Here is a 21,459-nt window from a genome sequence, read left to right as displayed (position 1 = left end):
TTGGTCTGGGTTGAGACCGGGCTTGCCGGAAAGGTGCTTTCAATCACCTTCCCGGGCAAGTCCGATTTCCGACCTTTTCAGAAACGTCACTCAGCGGCAGCCCGTGCCTCACCCAGCGTCTGCAGCAGGGTCTGCAGCAGCGCCTCGCGGTCGAACTTGGCCACATAGTCGGTAAAGCCGACTTCACGGCCACGCTCGAAGTCGCGCGGGGTGGCGTGGCTGGAAAGCGCGATCATCGGCGTGGTGCGCCACCGGCCCTCGGCATCGCCGCGGATCTTGCGGGCGAAGTCGAAGCCGCTCATGCCCGGCATCTCGATGTCGGTCACGATCACGTCGTAATCCTCGCCCTGCTCGTGCAGGCCAAGCGCCTCCATCGGGCTTTCCACGGCGGTCACGTCGTAGCCGTTCACCTTGAGGAGCGGTGCCAGCAGGTTGCGGAAGAAGGCGCTGTCATCGACCAGCAGCACGCGCTTGCCGGCTTCCTGCTCGAACGCATCCTCATCCTCGGTGCCGAACCAGTCGGCGAAGGCCTGATGCAGGTAGAAGCCCACATCGATGACATCCGTCGCCTTGCCGGCGATGATGGCGCTGCCCATGAGGCCGGGACGCTCGCCGGAGAGCTCGACATTGAGCCGGTCTTCCACGATGTCCACGATCTCGTCGACGATGAGGCCCATCGAGCGCTCACCATCGGCAAACACCAGCACCGGCTTGCGGCCTTCGCGCTCCAGCTGGTAGGCCGGGTCGAAGGGCACCAGCGGCATCAGCTTGCCGCGATACTGCACCAGCGGCTGGCCGTTGGAATATTCCACCGTCTTGAGGTCGATGTCTTCCAGGCGCGCCACGATGGAGAGCGGCACCGCCTTGGGCGCCATGTCGCCGGCGCTGAACAGCAGCAGGGTCATGAGGTTGTCGGCCCGCTTGGTGCGCGATGCTTCCGCCTCGGCGGCAACGCTGTCGCCCACGGTGATCTCGCCCGTGGTGGCGGCAATGCCGTTCGGGTCGAGGATCATGATGACGGTGCCATCGCCCAGGATGGTGTTGCCCGAGAACATCTCGATATGGCGCAGGATCGGCGCCACCGGCTTCACCACGATTTCTTCGGTGTCGAACACGCGGTCGACCATGATGCCGAAATTGTAGGTGCCGACCTGGGTCACCACGATGAAGGTTTCTTCCGGCGCAGCCTCATCGCGCTCGAGGCCGAGCAGATGCGGGAGCGAGACGAGCGGCAGCAGGCGGTTGCGCAGGCGCAGGACCGAGGTGTTGTTGATGTTCTCGATCTTGTGCTCGCTGTTGGCAGCGGCACGCACGAGTTCGACAACGCTGATCTGCGGGATGGCGAAGCGCTCGGAGACGCATTCCACCACCAGCGCGGAGACGATGGCGAGGGTGAGCGGAATTTTGATGATGAAGGTCGAGCCCTTGCCGGGCTTGCTCTTCAGCTCGATGGTGCCGCCGATCTTCTCGATGTTGGTGCGCACCACGTCCATGCCGACGCCGCGGCCGGAAACGCTGGTGACGGCAGCCGCCGTGGAGAAGCCCGCCTTGAAGATGAACTGGTAGATCTGCTGGTCGGACATGCTGGCGATTTCCATTTCGGACGCCAGACCGTTCTGCACTGCCTTGGCGGCAATGCGTTCCTTGTCCAGACCACGGCCATCATCGGAGATGTCGATGATGATGTGGCCGCCTTCATGATAGGCGTTGAGGGTGATGCGGCCCGTCTCCGGCTTGCCGGCGGCAACGCGCAGGTCCGGCGTCTCCAGCCCGTGGTCGGCGGAGTTGCGCACCATGTGGGTGAGCGGGTCCTTGATGAGGTCCAGCACCTGGCGGTCAAGCTCGGTGTCGGCGCCCAGCATCTGCAGATCGATCTTCTTGTGGCATTCGATCGAGAGATCGCGCACCAGACGCGGCAGCTTGGCCCAGGCATTGCCGATGGGCTGCATGCGCGTCTTCATCACGCCTTCCTGGAGTTCGGAAGTCACGTGGTTGAGGCGCTGCAGCGGGGCGGCGAATTCGCTTTCCTTCTGGCTGCGCAGGATCTGCATCAGCTGGTTGCGGGTCAGCACCAGCTCGGAGACCATCGTCATCAGGTTTTCCAGCACATCCACATTGACGCGGATGGACTGCTGGGCAACCGAGCTTTCCTTGGGCTCGCCCGCCGGGGCGGCAGAGGCGGCAGAAGCAGCCGGCGCCGGGCGCACGGCGGGAGCAGTCTCTTCCTTCTTCGCCACCGGCGCCGGAGTCGCCACCGGGGCAGGCTCGGGCTCGGGTTCCGGCTCGGCGGCGCGGTGCTTGGTTACGAATTCCGGATCGGTGGGCGTGGCATCGAAGAGGGCCTGCAGCTCATCGCTGTCCTTGGCGCCGGCGCCTTCGGCGTCGATCTCGGCCTGCTTCTTTTTTGCCGCTTCGGCAGCCGGCGATTTGCCTTCCGCCATCAGGTTCAACCGGCGGATGAGGTCTGAGTCGTCGCCTTCCGGCTCCTGCTCGGTCGCTTCCAGCGTGCCCAGCAGCGCCTTGATGACGTCGAGCGCCTCAAGAATGATCGTCACCGCCTCGGGCGTAACTTCCAGCTCGCCGTCACGGAACTTGCCGAGCACGTTCTCGCCGGCATGCGCCACGGCCTCAAGCCGCGGAAGCCCCAGAAACCCGCAGGTTCCCTTGATGGTATGGACGAGACGGAAAATGTTTCCGAGCAGTTCCGGGTCGTTCGGATTTTGCTCAAGACGCACAAGTTCGACGTCCAGGACCGAAATGTTTTCGGTGGTTTCGGTCAGGAATTCACTGAGCAAGTCGTCCATGGCTTGGTCTTACCGCCTCACTGACAAGGGTCGCCGACAACGTTGCCGGCCGAATGTGTCTCGTTATTCAGTAGTCTGTCCTGCTTACCGAGAAATGAAAACTGCTCAAAAGTGTAGCCAAAACATTCCAGTTACCCGGTTTAACATACCCGCATGGTCATAGGGAGTCTGTCCAGGCGGCCATTATGCCCCGCGTTCGAGAATCAATGTCAGGCCTTCCTGGGCCCTTTCAATGCTCAGGGAATAGCCTGCCAGCACGGCGAGATGGCGCACCAGAAGCGCCTGCACGGTGCGGGCCGTGGCATCGCCGATACCTACCCTTCCGTCCAGCATCGCCTCAAGCTCCAGCTCGAAAGTTATGCGCGGTCCGCGTGCCGCCAGTTCAAAGACACTACCCGGAAGATCAAGCCGGCGCACGGTGAGCGTACCGCCCCGCGTCAGCGCCTCCCCCAGCAGCATGAGGGCATTAAGCAGCGAGCGGGCCAGCGCCGCGGCGGCGGGCGGATCATCGGTCACCGCCCCGACCGGCCAGTCGATCTGCGCCTTGGCCCCGTCGAAATATTTGAGCGCTGCCTGCCGTGCATCGCCGAACGGGTCGGGCGCCTGGTTGAGTGCAGCACCAAAGGCAAGGCGCAGCACCTGCAACCGCCGGCTTACCTGTTCGGCGCTGAAGGCAATAAGGTCGATGGTCTCGTCATCCCGCGCGCCGCCGGCCAGAAACTCGACACCGTTATTGAGGGCACTGACGGGAGAAACCAGATCGTGACATAGTCGCGAGCACAAGAGCTCGGCAAGGCGCAGGTCCGCCTGTTCTGTTGCAGCCGTCAGGGGCACCTGGAAGGTTGCCGGCTCTAGTGCGCCCTCGGGCGCCGAAAAATGCTCTGACATCTTGCCCCGGCAGGAACATACAAGCAGGAATAACCAAGTGTTTAACATGCTTGCGCCCGGAACGCTCGTAAGGAATCCGGATCAGCCCGACTGGGGCGAAGGCCAGGTTCAGTCCGTGATCGGCAACCGTGTCACGGTCAATTTTCCCGATGCGGGCAAGCAGGTCATCAATGCGGATGTGGTGACGCTCGAAATCGTGGAGGAAGAGGACTGGTGACGGGCGCCCCGGCTCCCTACATTGTTCTGATCGGCCCCGCGCACGCCGCCTTCCGCATGGAAGCGGAAGGTTCGCCCGGCCGGTTCCCATTGGCAGCAGGCTGACCCCACAGGTTTCGCAAGACTTTCATGTCCTTCACCCTCGCCCCCCAGGCGCCCGCGCCGCTCGCCGCCGCGAGCCAGAACAGCTCCCTGGTCGACCCGTTCGGCCGGACGATCAGCTATCTGCGCATTTCGGTGACGGATCGCTGCGATTTCCGCTGCGTCTATTGCATGGCCGAGCAGATGAATTTCCTGCCCAAGGCCGAGCTTCTGACGCTGGAGGAGATGGCACGCCTCTCCCGCGCCTTCATCGCGCGCGGCGTGCGCAAGCTGCGCATTACCGGCGGCGAGCCGCTGGTGCGCCGCAATGTCATGTGGCTGTTCAACGAGCTGGGGCAGCATCTGAAGGACGGCTCGCTGGAAGAGCTGACGCTCACCACCAATGCCAGCCAGCTTGCCCGCCATGCCGAAGGACTGGCCGAAGCAGGCGTGCGCCGTATCAATGTTTCGCTCGATACACTGAATGCCGACCGTTTTGCCGAAATCACCCGCTGGGGCCGCCTCACGCAGGTGATGGAGGGCATCGCCGCCGCCAAGGCCGCCGGCCTCAAGATCAAGATCAACACCGTCGCCCTGCGCGGGGTGAATGAGGATGAGTTCGACCGGCTGGTCGAATGGTGCGGCGAGGAAGGGCATGACCTCACCTTCATCGAGGTGATGCCGCTGGGCGAGATGGAAGGTGCTGCCCGCGCCGACCAGTATCTGCCGCTCTCGATGGTGCGTGCCCGGCTCGGCCGGCGCTGGACGCTCACGGAAAGCACGCACCGCACCGGCGGCCCGGCGCGCTATTTTGATGTGGCGGAGACCGGCCAGCGCCTCGGCTTCATCACCCCGCTCACCCATAATTTCTGCGAAAGCTGCAACCGGGTGCGGCTGACCTGCACCGGCACGCTCTATATGTGCCTCGGCCAGGAAGACAGCGCCGACCTGCGCGGGCCGCTCCGGGCCCATCCGGATGACGAGGCGCCGCTGATGGCCGCCATCGACCGCGCCATTGCCGGCAAACCCAAGGGCCATGACTTCGTCATCGAACGCAATCGCACGGCTCCCGCCGTTGGCCGCCACATGAGCGTTACCGGCGGCTGAGACAAACAAACCATATAACAATGAAGGCGCGCCTTGATGCGCGCCGGGGGCAAAGCATGATCCGGGAATTCACAGCGTGAACAAGGCCAACCGCCCGGCGCGGGGCCAGGAGGGGGCAAGCCAGCTGCCGGTGCCGAAGCTGCATTTCGTGCACTCGAAGGCGGACAAGGCGAGCGGCGCCTACACTTCCCTGTGCAACCGCTATGAGCAGCACACGCTGGAAGAGGCGGACATCATCGTCGCCCTTGGCGGCGACGGTTTCCTTCTGGAGACGCTGCATGAAACCAGGGCGCTCGGCAAACCCGTCTTCGGCATGAATCGCGGCTCGGTCGGCTTCCTGCTCAATGACTATCGCGAGCAGAACCTGCCGCAGCGCATCGCCGCCGCCGTGCCGGTGGCACTAAAGCCGCTGCACATGCAGGCCCGCCGCACCGACGGCACGGTCGAGGAAGCGGTTGCCATCAACGAAGTCTCGCTGCTGCGCCAGACGCGCCAGGCCGCCAAGCTGCGCATCGCGGTGGATGGAGTGGAACGCCTCGGCGAACTCATCTGTGACGGCGCGCTGGTCTCAACCCCCGCCGGCAGCACCGCCTATAATCTTTCCGCCCACGGCCCCATCATCCCGCTGGAGGCCGGTATCCTCGCCCTCACCCCCATCAGCGCCTTCCGCCCGCGCCGCTGGCGCGGCGCCCTGCTGCCGCAGGATGTGACGGTGACGATTTCCGTGCTGGAGGCGGCCAAGCGCCCGGTTGCCGCGGTGGCGGATTTTACCGAAGTGCGCGATGTGGTCGAAGTGGTGGTTCGGCAGGACAGCAACTGGGCGCCCACCGTGCTGTTCGACCCGCATCACAATCTGGATGAGCGTATCCTCAAGGAGCAGTTCTCTTCCTGAGGCCGCCTCCTGCGGAGGGTCAGGCCGGACGCTGCGACTTGTGCACGTAGCGCCGGTCCTGATAGTCCGCCATCGGCTCGGAATGGGTGATCTTCACGAGGCTGCGGTCCTTCATATAGACGAAGGCCTCGGCCTCGCCGCGCCCGTCGAGATACTCAACTGCGATGGTGTAGCGGCGATAACCATCCGGCAGATGCACGGATTCGATCCGGTCGAGTTCGGCGAGCGCCGCGTCATTGACGGCATAAAGCTCGCCCTTCACCCGGTGGCCGATACCCTTTTCCGGGATCATCACCGGGGAGAACCATTGCCCGGCCACCAGCATCGGCCAGGCCTCCAGGGTTTCAGCCTCGCCCAGGTAAAGCTGGCCCTTCATGCCCTCGTCATGATTGGCAAATCCCCGCTTCAGCGTGCCGAAGACAAAGATGATGTTGAGGCCGTCCGCCGTCTTTGCCATGTCGGTCAATCATCCTTGCGCGGCGCAAGATCGGCCGCCGTTTCCAGAGAGCTGTTGTCGGCCTTGCTGCGCTCGGTATCGATGGGCTTGCCGGTCACGAGGAAATGCAGTGCCTCGGCCATGTTGGTTGCGTGGTCGCCCACCCGCTCCAGATTCTTGGCGATGAACATCAGATGGGTGCAGCCGGTGATGTTGCGCGGCGATTCCATCATGTAGGTCAGAAGTTCGCGGAAGATGCCGCTATGGAAGGCATCGACATCCTCGTCGCGCTCGCGCACCAGTCTTGCCCGCTCCAGATCCTGCTCCAGATAGGCCTCCACCACATCGCGCACCATCTCGCTCACCATGCGGCCGAGCGCATTGATGGTGGAGACCGGGCCCTGGAACTCGACCTGCGACAGGGTGATGGCGCGCTTGGCGGTATTGCGGGCAAAATCGCCCATGCGTTCCAGATTGTGCGCCACCTTAAGCGCGCAGACTATCTCGCGCAGGTCCTTCGCCATCGGCTGGCGCAGGGCGAGCATGCGCACCACGCCTTCTTCCAGTTCCTGCTGCAGCAGGTCCACACGCTTGTCCGAGGCGATCACCTTCTCGGCAAGCGTCAAATCTTGCCGTGACAGCGCGTTGACCGCCATCAGCAGCTGTTCCTCGACAAGCCCGCCCATCTCGGCGATCTGCGCGGAAAGCCGGCGCAGCTCGTCATCGAAGCGCGTGACGATATGGCTGGACCCCTTGTCCATGAGGAACACTCCTTGAAGGCGTGGAAATCGCGTGAGGGGGACTGTGCGGCAGCCACCGCCCCTCGCGCAAGACACATGCAGTGGGTTATCCGGTCGGCCTCAGCCCGCCTCGTCCTCGAGGGCATAACCGCCCTCGTCATCATCCGGGGCAAGGTTGGCGAGCATGGCGCTCAGCGCGCCCATCACCAGTTGCACCGCTTCGGGCGCCATACCGCGCACGGCATCAAGATTGACCTGGCGGGCCGCCGGCTGCAGCACCTCTTCCAGGCGCCGCCCCTTTTCGGTCAGAAAGATATTGACCTTGCGACGGTCGGTCTTGTTGCGCACGCGCTCCACGAGCCCGCGCCGCTCCATGCTGTTGAGCGCGGTGACGGTCGTCGGCTCCATCATACCCACGCGCTGGGAAAGCTCGCGCTGGGTGAGCCCGTCCTCTTCCCAGAGAGCACGCAGGAAGAACCACTGCCCCATGGTTACGCCATGCAGGGAGATGCGGTCCTGAAGGCTACGGGTAAAAGCCCGGTGCACGTCCCGCACAAGATAACCGATAAGGCCGGCATCGCCTTCGCCAGCGGCCATCTCCCCGGCCGAGACCGGCAGTTCGACCTTTTCTAAGGTCATCGTAAATAGCTCCCCAACCCCAACTCGGCCGGCCTTGCCGGCAGGCCATCCCCTGACGGGCCGGCCACTGCCTCACGGGGCACCACCCGGCTGGAACCATCTCCGGCCTTCAAGGGCATGCCCGCCTGATATCCGTCCTTTGTGGCGCAAAGAGCAGCAAAAAACCACCATTCCCTTTCCCGTAAGGCCGTTTAACGAACTTTCCTTGCGTGCAGGTGCAGCATACTGGGGCACACGCCCGTCCCCGGGGAGCGGCACGACAACCGCCAGTGTCAGCGGCGCAGCAGTTGCACCCTTGCCTTTGGCCGCCATTGTGCCAAAGGTGGCGCCGAATTTTCCCGTGCCTCCCGACTTTGGAGCTTTTTCTGATGACCGAGGTAACGCTCGCCGCCACCCAGTTCTCCTGCAGCTGGGACCGCAAGGCCAATCTGGACAAGGCCGAAGAGATGGTCCGCGCCGCTGCCGCACAGGGCGCGCAAATCATCCTGCTGCCCGAACTGTTCGAGGCACCCTATTTCTGCAAGGACCAGCTGCAGAAGCATTTTGCGCTGGCTGCCCCGTTCCAGGACAACCCTGTCATCGCGCGTTTCCAGTCCGTAGCGCGCGAACTGGGCGTGGTGCTGCCGGTCAGCTTCTTCGAAGCCGCCGGCAAGGCCTTCTTCAACTCCCTCGCCATCGTCGATGCCGACGGCAGCGTGCGCTCGCTCTACCGCAAGTCTCACATCCCCGACGGCCCGGGTTACACCGAGAAATATTATTTCAGCCCCGGCGATACCGGCTTCATGGCGGTGGAAACTGCCTATGCGACAATCGGCTGCGCCATCTGCTGGGACCAGTGGTTCCCGGAATGCGCCCGCTCGATGGCCCTCAAGGGCGCCGAGATCCTGTTCTACCCCACCGCCATCGGCTCCGAGCCGCAGGATGCCAGCATCAACTCGCAGGAGCACTGGACCCGGGTGATGCAGGGCCATGCCGGCGCCAACCTGATGCCGCTGGTGGCCAGCAATCGCTATGGCGTGGAAGAAGGGGAAGGCTGCACGCTTACCTTCTACGGCTCCTCCTTCATCGCCGGGCCGCAGGGCGAGCTGCGCGAGCAGGCCGCCAAAAGCGGCGATGCCGTCCTCACCCACAAGTTTGACCTCAAGGCCATTGCCGCCGCGCGGGCAAGCTGGGGCCTCTTCCGCGACCGCCGGCCGGAGCTTTATGGCGCGCTGCTGACGCTGGACGGCGAGACCCGGCACAGCGCCGCCCGCTGAAGCACTGCTTTTACCGGAACTGTGAAGCGGGCCGCTTGCACTCGGGCGGCCTGCACCCTCAATTATGCAGTTCCCGGCAACAGCCCTGCGGCGATACTGGCGTGACGCGCTCCTCCTCCGGTCCAATCTCCGGCAAATCCCGTAACCGCTATTATTCCGGTCCGCCCAGCGACCATTTCGACGGCGAGCGTTTCTTCAACCCCGGGGGCTCCGCCCCGCACGGCCTCGGTGCCGTATTGCGCTGGAAACTCAAGGGCGGCGCCCGCAAGTGGCCAGTCGCCGTGCCAAGCCCGCATGCGCCCGATCTTCCGCCGCAACGCCTCGCACCGGGGGCCCTGCGCGTCAGCTTTGCCGGCCATGCCAGCTTTCTCATTCAGGCTGGCGGGCTCAACCTGCTGACCGATCCGGTCTGGTCGCATCGCGCCAGCCCCTTCGAGCGTCTCGGCCCCAGCCGATACAATGCACCCGGTATCGCCTTCGACGATCTGCCGCCGCTGGACGGCATCCTGCTTTCCCACGGCCATTACGATCATCTCGACATCGCCACGCTAAAACGCCTGTGGCAGCGCCACCGGGCTCCCGTTCTGACTCCGCTTGGCAATGACGGCATCATCGCGGCCAAAGCGCCGGAGGTGGAAGTCCGCACGGCAGACTGGGGCGAGGCCTTCGATCTCGGCGCAGTCACCGCCTTCCTCGAACCCGCCCATCACTGGTCTGCTCGCGGCACGCGCGACCGCAACCATGCGCTCTGGGGCGCCTTTATGCTCAAAAGCGCTGGCGGTTCGGTCTATTTCGCCGGGGATACCGGTTTTGCCGGCGGCCACCATTTCACCGACGCCCGCCAGCGCCACGGCGTACCCGATATCGCGCTGCTGCCCATCGGCGCCTATGAACCGCGCTGGTTCATGCGCGACAGCCATATGAACCCGGCCGATGCGGTGGAAGCGCTGAAGCTGCTCGGCAGCCCCGTTGCACTCGGCTACCACTGGGGCACCTTCCGCCTCAGCGACGAAGGCGCCCACGACCCCGCCGAGGCTTTGGCGGGCCATGCCGAGGCACTTGCGGCAGACGGACAGCGCTTCATCCCCGCGCTGCCCGGCGAGGTCTGGCAGCGGGAGATCGCCGGCGGCTAAGCCAGCAATTGCCGATCCGGGGCGATGCTGCCATGCTCACCATCTATGAGAGCATGGCGTCGCATTTTATTCCCTCTTGTGGTGCTGGCCGGATGGCTTGCAGCGCCGTTGCCGGCGGCCGCGGAGGCGCCGTTCCCCTCCTCTGCCACCAGTCTTGAAAGCCACTTCTCGGCCGCCGCCGGGGAAGCCCTGACCCTGCGCCCCCGGCTGACGGAGAGCTCACCGGTTCTTACCGGCCCCAGCGCTGCCGATGCGGGCCACCTGCTGGCGCCGGGCGACCATGTCTCGCTCGATCTGCGCGGCAATCCCAACCGGCATGAGGAATTGCGGGTCGACAGTGCCGGCCGTCTGCTCGTCTCCGACCTGCCGCCGGTAACTGCCAGCGGACGCACGCTTGCCGATGTGGCTGCCGAGATCGAGGGTGCCCTCACCCGCCAGGGTTATACCACCCGCAGCTATCTCGCCCTTGCGACGCCGGAGCCGCTCACGGTCAGTATCGGCGGCGCGGTACCCCGGCCCGGCCATCTCGCCTTGCCGCAGGGCGCCTTGCTCATCGATGCCCTTGCTGCGGCTGGCGGTGTCAGCGCTCTTGGCAGCCTGCGTGCCGTCACCCTGCAACGGGCCGGCCAGCGCGAGGTTTTTGATTTCGTGCCCGGCCTGCTCGGCCTTGCCCCTTTGCCTGCCGCGGCCCTTGCCGAAGGGGACATCATCACCGTGCCGCCCCTCGGCGCCGTCACCGGCATTGCCGGCGCCGTGCGGTCGCCCGGCCTTTATGAGCTGCCCCCTTCCGGCCGCGCCACCGTGCGTGACGTGATCCGTCTGGCTGGCGGCCCCCTTTCCGGCGCAGCGGCGGCAGACGCGGGGCTGGAGCGCCTGCAACCGGCGGCCGGCGGCGGCTGGAAGCGCAGCCCTGCCAACCCGCAGGACACCGTTTCCGCCGACGATATCCTGTTCCTGCGGCCCTCGTCCGGCGCCGAGCAGAACTCGGTGCTGCTGGAAGGGCCGGTCTATAATCCCGGCCGCCGCGCACTTGGCCGGACCGGCACGCTGGCCGACCTGCTGGCCCACGGCGAGGAACTGCGGCAGAACGTCTGGCCGTTCTACGGTCTTGTCGAGCATTACGACCGCAGCCGCCTTGAAAAGATGCTGATCGCCTTCTCCCCCCGGGCCGTGCTCGCCGGCCAACAGGATCTGCCGCTTGGCAGCGGCGACCGGGTAAGATTGTTCCGGCCGGCCGATTTTTCCGCTCTGGCTCCGCCGACGGATGCCGTCCCGCCTACGACAGTCCCGGAGGCAGCAGAAATAGCGCCGGCCCTGGATGCCGCGATGATCGCCGCCCTGCGCGGGGCTGCCGTTACGCTGCAGGGTGCCGTCAACCAGCCGGGACTCTATCCCCTTGCCAGAGATATTCCCCTTGCCGATCTGCTCGCCGCTTCCGGCGGCACGGCAGAACGCGCGGTGGTGGCGCTGGCGGAAGTCCGACTGCCGGATGTCCCGGTGCCTCCCGGCCTGTCACAGGCCCCCGGGTTCGATGCCGAACCGATGCTTGCCGCCACGCTTGCCCTGCCGGTGGCCCCCGGTGCCTTCGTCACCATCCCGCAGCGCCGGGCGGAAGTTACCGCCGCCGCACTGACCGTCAGCGGTGCGGTGCTGCGGCCGGGGCGGTATGATCTGCTGCCCGGCGAAACCCTCTCCTCCCTCATCGCCCGTGCCGGCGGGCTGGCGCCGGAGGCCTATGCCTATGGCGCCATCTTCCGCCGCCAGAGCATCGCCCGGCGGGAACAGATGACGCTCGACGGCGCTACCGGCGAGATCGCCCGTATCCTTGCCTTGCCGGAAGACGGCAGGGACGCGCCCGACCCGACCGCTCGCGCCGCGCTCACCCGCCTGCTGCACGAGATCGCCACCACCCGTGCTACCGGCCGCATGGTAGTAGAGGCCGACCCCGAAATCCTGCGCCACTCGCCTGAACTGGACCTGCTGCTTGCCCCCGGCGATGCCATCTACTATCCGCGCCGCGCCTATGGCGTCACCGTGATGGGCGAGGTGCAGGCGCCGGGCGAACAGCAATTCCGCACCGGGCGCACAGCAGGCGATTATGTCGAGCTGGCCGGCGGCACCTCGGCGGTTGCGGATAGCGGCCGCACCTTCGTCCTGCGCCCCAATGGCGAGGCGGCGCCGGCCTCGCTCAGCGCATGGTCCAATGACAATCCGCCGGTGCCGCCCGGCAGCGCCATCGTCGTGCCCCGGGATCCGCGGCCGTTCCACTGGCTGGAGGCGGCAGGCTCCATCACCGCCCTTGTCAGCCAGATCGCCTTTACCGCCGCCGCCCTCAACAGCCTGTCGAATTGACCGGCTGCTCCCGGCGCACGGCTCCCGCCCCGGCCGGTTCGGTAGAGGCCAATGCCCGCTCGCGGCGCTTGAGCGCGATCTGCCAGTAATAAAAGCCGCGAAAGAGCGCGTAATGCAGCCCCGCCGCCCCGTCCAGAAAGCCAAGCCGCAGCAGGTAGCTGTCGGCAAAAGCCAGCAGCGGGGCACAGCCCGAGCGCTCCAGCACCGCCTTGGCAAACCGGCGCCGCCACGGCTCTCCCTGCCGCAGGGCAGGCATCTGCCGGCCCACCGACGCGGCGGCCGCCCAGTCCGAATAACCATTGTGGCGGGCAAAGGCGCTGGACAGATCAGGCCCCACAATATGGGCAAGCCTGCCCTTGAGGCGTCCGGTCTGCCCCTCAAGTTGCGGCTGGTAATGCCCCTCCACCTCCCAGCCCACTTCGGCCGCTATATCGCCGCAAGGCGGGAAGAAGGCGCGTGTCCGGTCCATCAGCGCGATCTTCTCGTGCTGGCGCCCGTGGCGCAGGCGCTGGCCGACAAACACCGGCTCGGCGCGCAGGTAATAGGCCGCCACACCCGGTAACGGCGCCGCCAGCACGTCCCGGATGGCCTGCGATATTCCCGGTGTCAGCCGTTCGTCGCTGTCGAGAAACAGCACCCAGCGTCCGATGAAGGGCAGGTTTTCAAGGCACCATTGTTTTTTCTTCGGGTACTGCCCGTTCCACCGGAACGGGATGAGCTGCGCCCCATGCCGGGCGGCAATGCCGGCGGTGTCGTCCGTGCTGGCGCTATCGACCACCCAGACCGGGCCGAGGCCGCTCACGCTGGCAAGACATTCTTCCAGTACCGCGGCACTGTTGCGGGTCATCACCACGATGTCGGGGCCCACGATGCCGGTGCCAGGACTGCCGGCGACCGGCAGCGGCGCCTTGATCCTGCGTCCGCGCCCTTTCATGCCGGCCCCCACCGTAGTGCCTGCAGCTTCTGCACTCCCGCCAGCCCCGTCAGCGCCAGCATCGGCCCCCCAAGGGCCACGATGGCAAGAACCCACCAGGGATCCGGCCAGTCCGGCTTCAGCGGTGCCCGGGCGGGCTCTATTACCTGCAGGGCGAATTGCTCACCGGCTTCCAGCAGCAACAACCGCTGCTCTTCACGCTGCAACAACCCTCCCAGCATATCGAGCGTGCGGCTCGTCTGCTCTAGTGCCAGCTTGCGTTGCAGAAACTCGACCTCACCCTTGAGGCGTGCTGCCTCGGCACCACGCACCGCATCGTCAGCCAGCCGGCTCAGCCGCTGCATCAGCGTGATGGCATAGGCGCTGTCTTCGTGGCGCAGGATCACTTCGTAGAAGGGCGCATCCGCAACCGGGTGGATCTCCAGCCGTCGTTTCAACTGCCGGGCAATGGCAACCGGGTCCTTCGCCACCCGCTCATAGTCGGCCCGGCTGGAAAAAAGCGGCGCGGCAAGCTCTGGCGGCAAGTCGGCCACAACCGTGGGCGAAGACAAGAGATGGCGCCAGGTCTGGAAGTTCGGTGCCGGATTTTGCGCAAGGCCGAGGCCGATCGAGCCCAGGAGCGACGGCAGGCTGCGCCCGGGCTGTGTTTCCGGCAGCAGTTCGCGCTCTGCCGGGGCCACCACCATGCGGGCTGTCTTCTGCCCCGGCACCAGCAGCCACGTAAACCCGGCCAGAAGCCAGAGGCCCAGCGTCAGACCCAGTGCGGCCCGCCAGCGTGCGGCAAGCCAGCGCAGCGGATCGGCGGCATCGGGGGAAACCGGCAGCGGCGGAGCAGCAAGGGTCATCACAGCGCCCGGCAACGGGAAGGCTGGTTGAAGCTGAGCAAAAAGCCGCCGCTCGCGCCAGCTGGGCGAAATCGTCTTTCCGTCAGAAGCCTCTACCAGAAGGAGAAGGACAAGCCCGAAGCCGAGGGTCTTGAAGCCGGTATAGAGCGTCACCGACAGCAGCACCGGCACAGCAATCGCCAGAGCAAGAGCCGGCTGCCGCCGAAGCAGCACTGCCCCCTGCCGCACCAGCGCCGCCAGATAGAGGGCGAAGGCGGCCAGCGCGATAACCCCGCCCTTCAGCAGCATGTAGCCGCTGGCGCTATGCACGAACCCGACCTGCTGCCAGTCCGCTGCCGGATTGTTGAAAACCGCGCCCCAGCCCGCCCCGGCCAGCGGACCGGCCGCGACAGTATCGAGCGTGGCGAGCACGGCATGCCATTCGGCGATCCGGTTGTTGCTGCCCGCTTCCAGCCATTTACGCAGGAGCGCGCTGGCCGGCGCCTCGATGAGCCCGGCCGCGGGCAGCAGGCAGGCACCGAAGAGGAGCGCCAGCAACAAGGCGCGCAAGGGCCGGCGGCGCAGCCCGCCGAGCCACAGCAACACCTCGGCGGCCAGCACCAGTGCCAGCCCGGCACGCTGGCCGGAGAACAACAGCGCAGCATTGACGGCCAGCACCACCCCCGGCAACAGCAGCCACAGCAAGGGCGGCACCGCCTCCCGGTCCATAAGGCGCCCGAAAGCCCATATGCCGGCAAAGGGCACCAGCGGCACCAGCGCCCCGAGCGTCAGGGGTATCGTCGCGCCCGTCCCGGCCAGCAACATCCCCCAGCCGGCCATGTAGCGCAGGGCAAGCGCCGCACCGGCAGCGGCCAGCAGCGGGGCAAGCCATCCGGCCGCCCGGGGACCGAGCCGGCCGGCAACAAACAGTGGCAGGAAAGCAAAACAGAGCGGAACGATATCCCGCAGCGCCTCCCCGCCCTCCCGGCCATGGGCGAGCGCCACCGCTGACGGCGCAAGAAGCAGGATAAAAAAGGCAACGACCGACGGCCCTTGCCACCGCCCGTCATTCCAGAGGGTGCCGGTCACAAGGCCGAGTGGCCGGCTGATGCCGGTTGCCATCAGCAGCGCCGCCGCCATCGCCAGCTCCGGTCCGCCCGGCGCTTGCGGCACCGGATCGGCAATCAGCGCGTAGATGAGAACAGCCACCGCCAGCGCAAGGGCGGGCGCCGGGCTTCGGACAACTGGCTGCGGGGCGGCGGCGGCATTACCCACCGCAGTGCCCTTGCGGCCTGCTGCCCACGGGGTCTATCACGAAGCCGCACATCTTCCCGCCGGGAAGCCGCCCCCTCCTGTTCGTGATTACCAGAGCCTGCCCCATGCCTGTCGCCCTTGAAAATATCGCCCTGCCGCTCGCCATGCCGGGAACCCAGCGCACGCTGGCTGTCTACCGCTTCACGCCGGCAACAGGCGCCAGTGCAGGCAAATGTTACATCCAGGCCGCGCTGCATGCCGATGAAATTCCCGGCATGCTGGCAGCGCGCCATCTGATCACCCTGCTGGAAGCTGCCGATCGCGAAGGCCGCATCGCCGGTGAAATCATCGTCGTGCCGGCAGCCAATCCCATTGGCCTCTCGCAGGTGGTAAGCGACAGCCTGCTCGGCCGCTTCAATCTCGACGACCGCACCAACTTCAACCGCCATTATCCGGAACTTGCCGCCCCGGTTGCCCAGCGCATCGACGGCAAGCTCGGCATGGATGCCGCCGCCAATGTGGCGCTGGTGCGCAAGACCATGGGCGAGGTGCTGGACGGCATCACCCCGCGCAGCGAAACCGATGCGCTGCGTCTCACCCTCATGAAGCTCAGCTACGATGCAGACATCGTGCTGGACCTGCATTGCGACAACGAAGCCCCGGTGCATGTCTATCTGGGCGAACCGCTGTGGCCGGCGGGGCGTGATCTGTGCGCCGATCTCGGCTCCGAGGTGCAGCTGGTGGCCCGCGTTTCCGGCGACGAGCCGTTCGACGAAGCCAATTCTGCCCCCTGGTGGCTGATTGCCGACCTGATCGATCTCGGTGACGCACCGCTGCCGGCGGCCTGCCTCGCCGCCACGGTGGAGCTGCGCGGCCTTGCCGATGTGAGCCCGGAAATCGCCGGACAGGATGCCGCCAATATCCTGCGTTTCCTCACCCGTCGCGGGCTGGTGAAGGGCGAAGCCGGCCCGCTGCCGGCGCTGAAGCGCGAGGCGACGCCGCTCGCCGGCGTCGAACTGCTGGCCGCGCCGGTTGCCGGCATCGTCAGCTATCGCAAGCAGCTCGGCGATCTGGTCAAGGCCGGCGAGGTGGTGGCCGACATCATCGACCCGGTTACCGGTGCCAGCACGCCGGTCGCCGCCACGGTGGATGGCCCGCTCTGGTCGCGCCGGGTCATGAAGATGGTGCCGGCCGGGCGCAACATCGCCAAGATCTCCGGCAGCCGCGCTCTTGAAGGCAAGGGCAAGCTGCTGCTGACCGCCCGCTGATCCTCAATCAGGGCGACAAAAACAAGAAAGCCGGCCTCATCGGGGCCGGCTTTCTTGTTTGGTGGACGGCGGAGCTGCTCAGCAGGCGCCCGCACGCTCCAGATCGGGATAGGCGATCTGCTCATGCACGGCGCCCGGCGCCAGCAAGTCGAGCATCATGCCCTCGCGCGCGGCTATCGCGCCCGGATAGGCCTCGCGCGCGGCCTGGCTGATGCGGTCCATGATGTCGTCGGTGTGATTGGGCTCGTGATGGAAGAGCATCATCGTCTTCACACGGGCCGCCTTGGCGAGCCGGACGGCTTCCTGCCAGGTGGAATGGCCCCAGGTCACGTAGCAGGGGAAAGTCTCGTCGGTATAGGAGGCGTCATAGACAACGACGTCGGCGCCTTCGATCAGTTTCAGCACGTCTTCATCCAGTTTGCCGGGCACATGCTCGGTATCGGTGACGTAGCAGAAACTTTTGCCCTTGTAGTCGAAACGGTAGGCGGTGGCCTGATCGGGGTGGTTAAGCCGGCAAGTCCGGATTTTCAGCCCTGGAATCAGCTCGAACGATTCGCCGGCGACGAACTCGGTAAAGCTGATCTGCGCCCGCATGGTGTCGAGCGGAATCGGGAACAGCGGGGTCATCATCTGGCAGCACAGCACCGAGTAGATCGAGCGCTCGCCGAGATGACCGGCATAGACCTTGAGCTTGAATTCGGGATCGAAGGCCGGCTTGAAGAACGGGAAGCCGCACACATGGTCCCAGTGCGAGTGGCTGAACAGCAGGAAAGCCTCTTTTACCTGTTCCTGCCGATATTTAAGGCCGAGTTCACGTATCCCTGTGCCGGCATCGAGAATGATCTTTCGACCCTCGACCTCCAGCTCGACGCAGCTCGTATTGCCGCCATATCGCATGTGCCGGGGTGTCGGGCACGCGATGCTGCCCCTCACTCCCCAGAACCGGACCGTAAAACTCATCAAACAGCTCCTCCGGCTGTCGCCTGCTTTACCCGGAGGGTATGCGCCACCGAACGCGGTTTCGAGATAACGCGGAAACCCTCGGGACCCGCGACTTTCCCGAATACTCCCTCACACGAGGGCGCATCGTCTGTGACCTGTCTCACAAGGTCAACCGCCCGTTTTGGAGGGGGCCTGATGCCGCAGTGCCGAAGAGCCGGCAAGATGAATATGATTATCAACCGAGGTTTGAGTAATCTTAGTGAATTGCATCTATTGTCGCCCGGCCCTAGATTACCGCACTGCGTCATTAAGCGTTTACATAATCAGGACCGGGAACTTTCCCGGAGAGGAAAAAAGAGCGTTTTTGAGCCCCCTTGACGGCCTGTAACGTTACAGATCGTTAGTCCCCACCCCTTACGCCTGCCCCCTTGAAGGAGCCCGAGTACCATGCCCGAGACCGTCGCCGCGCCGAACGCCCGCCAGTCCCTCGCGCAGCTGGGCACTACCCCGCTCTTTCCCAAAGGCAAGGCCTGTTTCCCCAGTACCGGGCAAAGCGATGTGAAGGCGCTTTATGAAGAGCTGCTCGCCACCTACACGCAGCTCAGCGACGAGGTGCCGGACCACCCCTTCTCCAATCCGATCCTGCGGCTTGCCGTCACCATCTCGCGCCGTTTTGCGCGCGGCATGCTGAGCTTCAGCGACGTCGAGCAGCTGATCCAGTATCTGAGCGCCGATGGTTTCCTGCGCCGCGGCGCCTGCCAGGCCGCCTATCTGGGCGAGCTTGATCCGGAAGCGAACATCGCCCGCCTGCGTGCCCGTTTCCGCACCCTCGCCCTGCCCGATGGCGCCACCGCGCCGGTTACCTTCGAGCGTTTCCGCCGCTCGGTGGAGCAGGAAGTGTTCGGCATCGTCATCACCGCGCACCCGACCTTCAATCTCAGCGGCGACCTCATGCATGCGCTGGCCGCCGTCACCACCGGCCGCAATGCCGAAGGCAAGCCGCTGACGACGGAGGATCACCGCGCCCTCGTCGACACCATCCTGCATTCCGAACACCGGCCGGACGAGAACATCTCCCTCGCCCGCGAGCATGAGCTGTCGATGGAGGCCATCGGCAACATCCAGAAGGCGCTGCGCCGCGTCTATGCGCTGGTGATCGAGGTTGGCCGCGAATTCTATGGCGACAAGGCCGACGCGCTGACCCCGCGCCTCATCACCATCGCCAGCTGGGTTGGCTATGACCTTGATGGCCGTTCCGACATTCGCTGGTCCGACATGCTGCACAAGCGCCTGCGCATCCAGGCCGTGCAGCTGCGCAGCTATCTGGACGAAGTGCGCGACATCCGCAGCCTTGGCGCCGGCCATGAAGACCTGCGCAATACGATGGATCTGCTCGAATCGCGCCTCGCCCTCGCCTTCAATGAGGTAACGGACCAGCTCGGCGTGTTCGAGAACGCCGACCCCGCCTCGACAGACGGCTTCGAGGCCGTGCGCCGCATCTCCAAGCGCATGTTCGAGAATCGCGAACTCAGCCTCGTCGATGCCGCGCCGCTGGTGGAGAAGGTGCAGGCCGCCTCCCGCCATCTGGAAGGCGTCGATGCCGATACCGCGCGCGAGCTGCGCAGCCGCCTGGCCACCCTGCGTGCGGAGCTGGCCAATTACGGGCTTGGCATGGCCCACACCCATGTCCGCATCAACTCAACCCAGGTCCATAACGCCATCCGCAAGCGCGTTGGCCTTGACGGTACGCCGGAAGATCCGCGTTTCCGCCAGACGCTGATGAATGCGGTGAGCGAGCTGCTGGACAAGGTGGAGCCGGTCAGCATCAATTTCGGCTCGCTGATTGCCGAAAACACTTCCGCCAAGCGCCTCTTCATGGTGGTGGCGCAGATGCTGAAATATATCGACGGCTCGCAGCCGGTGCGTTTCCTCATCGCCGAGTGCGAAAGCGCCTTCACCCTGCTGACCGCGCTTTATTACGCCCGTCTTTTCGGCGTCGATGACCGGCTCGACATCTCCCCGCTGTTCGAGACCGAAAATGCCCTGCGCGATGGCTCCAAGCTCATCGACCAGCTGCTGGAGAATCCGCATTACCGCGCCTATGTGGAAAAGCGCGGCCGCCTGTGCGTACAGACCGGCTTTTCCGACGCCGGCCGTTATCTCGGCCAGACGGTTGCCTGCGCCTCCATCGAGCGCCTGCGCGGGCGCCTGTGGCGCGTCATGCAGAAGCACGGCCTCAAGAACGTGCAGCTCGTCATGTTCGACACCCATGGCGAATCCATCGGCCGTGGCCGCCATCCGGTCAGCTTCCCCGAGCGGCTTTCCTATATCGCTACCCCCACCGTGCTGGCGGAAATCGCCGAGGCGGGCATCCCCTACAAGCAGGAAGTCAGCTTCCAGGGCGGCGACGGGTATCAGTATTTCGTCACCGAAGACGGGGCGCTGGCCGTCGTTACCCAGATTCTCGACTACATCCTCACGCCCAAGAAGGTTGAGCCCGATCCCTTCTATGACAATGGCGACTACATCCGCGAGTTCTTCACCACGGTGAAGGCCTTCCAGGACAGCCTGATGGAAGACGCCAATTATGGCGCGGTGCTCAGCGCCTTCGGCACCAACCTGCTGTGGCCGTCAGGCAGCCGCTCGGTCAAGCGCCAGCACGACAATACCGGCGAGAAGATCGACTTCGCTCATCCGCGCCAGCTGCGCGCCATCCCGCACAATGCAACGCTCATCCAGCTCGGCCTTACCGCCAACTGCATCAGCGGCGTGGGCGAAGCCATCGAGCGCGATCCGGAGCATTTCATCGAGCTCTACAACACCTCCACCCGCTTCCGGCAGTTGATGGGCATCGTCGAATACGGCTTTGCCATCTCCAACTGCGAGGCGCTGGGCGCCTATGTCGAGACGCTGAACCCGGATCACTGGCTCTCGCGCAGCGCTCATGCCCGTAATCTCAACCGGGCGGAAGCCATGCGCCGGCTCTCCGGCCATCTGGAAAATTCCGGCCTCTATGAGCGCCAGCTCGGCATCTATCGCCGCCTGCATCTGGATTACATCAAGCTGCGCGACGGCCTGCGCCGCGCCCATGGCGAGAAGGCCGGCGGCGCCGGCGTGCTGGTGGAGCCGGAGGCACGCGCCCAGCTGGCCATCCAGCATGCCCTGCGCATCGCCCTCATCCACGAGCTTTATCTGCTGGCCATGCAGGTGCCGGAATTCAGCTCGCAGCACGGCATCACGCTTTCCAGCCTGATCGCGCGCACGCTGCACCTCGACATCCAGTCGGTGGTGGCACAGCTGCAGCAGATTTTCCCTGCCCTGGTTGATGCCACAGCGGCCATCGATTTCGGCGAACGCGCCAGTTATGTCAGCGATGATACCCAGAGCTACAATCAGGAAAATCTGAAGCTCTTTGCCCCGATGAAAGGCCTTTACGCCCTCATCCGCCGCCTGACGACGGCCAACATGCACATCGCCGGATTCCTCGGCTAAACAGCCATTTTTACTCACAAATTGTATCGAAACGCCCCCGATTCCGATTGGACGGGGGCGTTTTGTTTGGCACCATAAAATCACTTCGGCCGGAGTAATTGTTAAGTTAGGTGAAAACGTGTTCCGGCCCACGGATTTTTTACTGACAGCGGCATAAAATGACGCAGAGTAGGAAAGTCGGATAAACCGGAATTACTAGCC

The 21,459-nt window shown here is 65.1% G+C and carries 16 protein-coding genes; 8 read left to right on the top strand and 8 right to left on the bottom strand.

Features of this window, described 5'->3' with window-relative positions:
- Positions 1–86 precede the first annotated feature (86 nt).
- Positions 87–2,804: a hybrid sensor histidine kinase/response regulator gene (locus QTL98_RS09115; protein WP_445681905.1), complete on the bottom strand. Its 2,718-nt coding sequence runs from the start codon at positions 2,802–2,804 to the stop codon at positions 87–89.
- A 183-nt stretch (positions 2,805–2,987) separates the two neighbouring features.
- Complete coding sequence (locus QTL98_RS09110) at positions 2,988–3,692, bottom strand: histidine phosphotransferase family protein (RefSeq protein WP_445681904.1); 705 nt, start codon at positions 3,690–3,692, stop codon at positions 2,988–2,990.
- Positions 3,693–3,738: 46 nt separating this feature from the next.
- Between QTL98_RS09110 and QTL98_RS09105 the strand changes: the two genes are divergently transcribed.
- The 3 genes from QTL98_RS09105 to QTL98_RS09095 all read left to right on the top strand — a co-directional run bounded on the left by QTL98_RS09105 (position 3,739) and on the right by QTL98_RS09095 (position 5,988).
- Positions 3,739–3,909 (top strand): DUF3553 domain-containing protein, encoded by a 171-nt coding sequence (locus tag QTL98_RS09105; RefSeq protein ID WP_445682117.1) that lies wholly within the window; start codon positions 3,739–3,741, stop codon positions 3,907–3,909.
- Between the two features lie 128 nt (positions 3,910–4,037).
- Positions 4,038–5,096, top strand: a complete 1,059-nt coding sequence (gene moaA / locus QTL98_RS09100; RefSeq protein WP_445681903.1) for a GTP 3',8-cyclase MoaA — start codon at positions 4,038–4,040, stop codon at positions 5,094–5,096.
- Between the two features lie 76 nt (positions 5,097–5,172).
- On the top strand, positions 5,173–5,988 hold the full coding sequence (locus QTL98_RS09095; protein ID WP_510637540.1) for an NAD kinase: 816 nt from the start codon (positions 5,173–5,175) through the stop codon (positions 5,986–5,988).
- 19 nt (positions 5,989–6,007) lie between these two features.
- Here QTL98_RS09095 and QTL98_RS09090 read toward each other — a convergent pair whose 3' ends face one another.
- The 3 genes from QTL98_RS09090 to QTL98_RS09080 all read right to left on the bottom strand — a co-directional run bounded on the left by QTL98_RS09090 (position 6,008) and on the right by QTL98_RS09080 (position 7,803).
- A complete protein-coding gene (locus tag QTL98_RS09090; protein ID WP_445681902.1) occupies positions 6,008–6,445 on the bottom strand; it encodes a gamma-glutamylcyclotransferase family protein in 438 nt (145 codons plus the stop codon).
- Positions 6,446–6,450: 5 nt separating this feature from the next.
- Positions 6,451–7,185: a phosphate signaling complex protein PhoU gene (gene phoU, locus QTL98_RS09085; protein WP_445681901.1), complete on the bottom strand. Its 735-nt coding sequence runs from the start codon at positions 7,183–7,185 to the stop codon at positions 6,451–6,453.
- A 99-nt stretch (positions 7,186–7,284) separates the two neighbouring features.
- Complete coding sequence (locus QTL98_RS09080; protein WP_445681900.1) at positions 7,285–7,803, bottom strand: MarR family winged helix-turn-helix transcriptional regulator; 519 nt, start codon at positions 7,801–7,803, stop codon at positions 7,285–7,287.
- A gap of 368 nt (positions 7,804–8,171) precedes the next feature.
- Here QTL98_RS09080 and aguB point away from each other — a divergent pair, with 368 nt between their 5' ends.
- The 3 genes from aguB (at position 8,172) to QTL98_RS09065 (ending at position 12,544) form a co-directional block, all read left to right on the top strand.
- Positions 8,172–9,059 carry an N-carbamoylputrescine amidase gene (gene aguB, locus QTL98_RS09075; RefSeq protein WP_445681899.1) on the top strand — a complete coding sequence of 296 codons (888 nt, stop codon included), beginning with the start codon at positions 8,172–8,174 and terminating at the stop codon, positions 9,057–9,059.
- Positions 9,060–9,160: 101 nt separating this feature from the next.
- Complete coding sequence (locus QTL98_RS09070) at positions 9,161–10,192, top strand: MBL fold metallo-hydrolase (protein ID WP_445681898.1); 1,032 nt, start codon at positions 9,161–9,163, stop codon at positions 10,190–10,192.
- Between the two features lie 108 nt (positions 10,193–10,300).
- On the top strand, positions 10,301–12,544 hold the full coding sequence (locus tag QTL98_RS09065; protein ID WP_445681897.1) for an SLBB domain-containing protein: 2,244 nt from the start codon (positions 10,301–10,303) through the stop codon (positions 12,542–12,544).
- On the opposite strand, the gene QTL98_RS09060 is transcribed toward QTL98_RS09065, so the two are convergent.
- Positions 12,525–13,478, bottom strand: a complete 954-nt coding sequence (locus QTL98_RS09060) for a glycosyltransferase family 2 protein (RefSeq protein WP_445681896.1) — start codon at positions 13,476–13,478, stop codon at positions 12,525–12,527. The genes QTL98_RS09065 and QTL98_RS09060 overlap by 20 nt on opposite strands.
- Positions 13,475–15,577, bottom strand: a complete 2,103-nt coding sequence (locus tag QTL98_RS09055; protein WP_445681895.1) for a hypothetical protein — start codon at positions 15,575–15,577, stop codon at positions 13,475–13,477. Before QTL98_RS09055 ends, QTL98_RS09060 begins: the two co-directional genes overlap by 4 nt.
- Before the next feature lie 104 nt (positions 15,578–15,681).
- On the opposite strand from QTL98_RS09055, the gene QTL98_RS09050 reads away from it, so the two are divergent.
- Positions 15,682–16,824 carry a succinylglutamate desuccinylase/aspartoacylase family protein gene (locus QTL98_RS09050; RefSeq protein WP_445681894.1) on the top strand — a complete coding sequence of 381 codons (1,143 nt, stop codon included), beginning with the start codon at positions 15,682–15,684 and terminating at the stop codon, positions 16,822–16,824.
- A gap of 78 nt (positions 16,825–16,902) precedes the next feature.
- Here the strand turns inward: QTL98_RS09050 and QTL98_RS09045 are convergent, their stop codons facing one another.
- Positions 16,903–17,784, bottom strand: coding sequence for an MBL fold metallo-hydrolase (locus QTL98_RS09045; RefSeq protein WP_445681893.1), 882 nt, complete (start codon positions 17,782–17,784; stop codon positions 16,903–16,905).
- A 429-nt stretch (positions 17,785–18,213) separates the two neighbouring features.
- Between QTL98_RS09045 and QTL98_RS09040 the strand changes: the two genes are divergently transcribed.
- Positions 18,214–21,258: a phosphoenolpyruvate carboxylase gene (locus QTL98_RS09040; protein ID WP_445681892.1), complete on the top strand. Its 3,045-nt coding sequence runs from the start codon at positions 18,214–18,216 to the stop codon at positions 21,256–21,258.
- The last annotated feature ends 201 nt before the right edge of the window (positions 21,259–21,459 follow it).

This window comes from Radicibacter daui (assembly GCA_030657355.1).
Classification (GTDB): domain Bacteria; phylum Pseudomonadota; class Alphaproteobacteria; order Radicibacterales; family Radicibacteraceae; genus Radicibacter; species Radicibacter daui.
The sequence above is the reverse complement of the archived record's forward strand: the minus strand, read 5'-3'. Positions and strand labels throughout refer to the sequence as shown.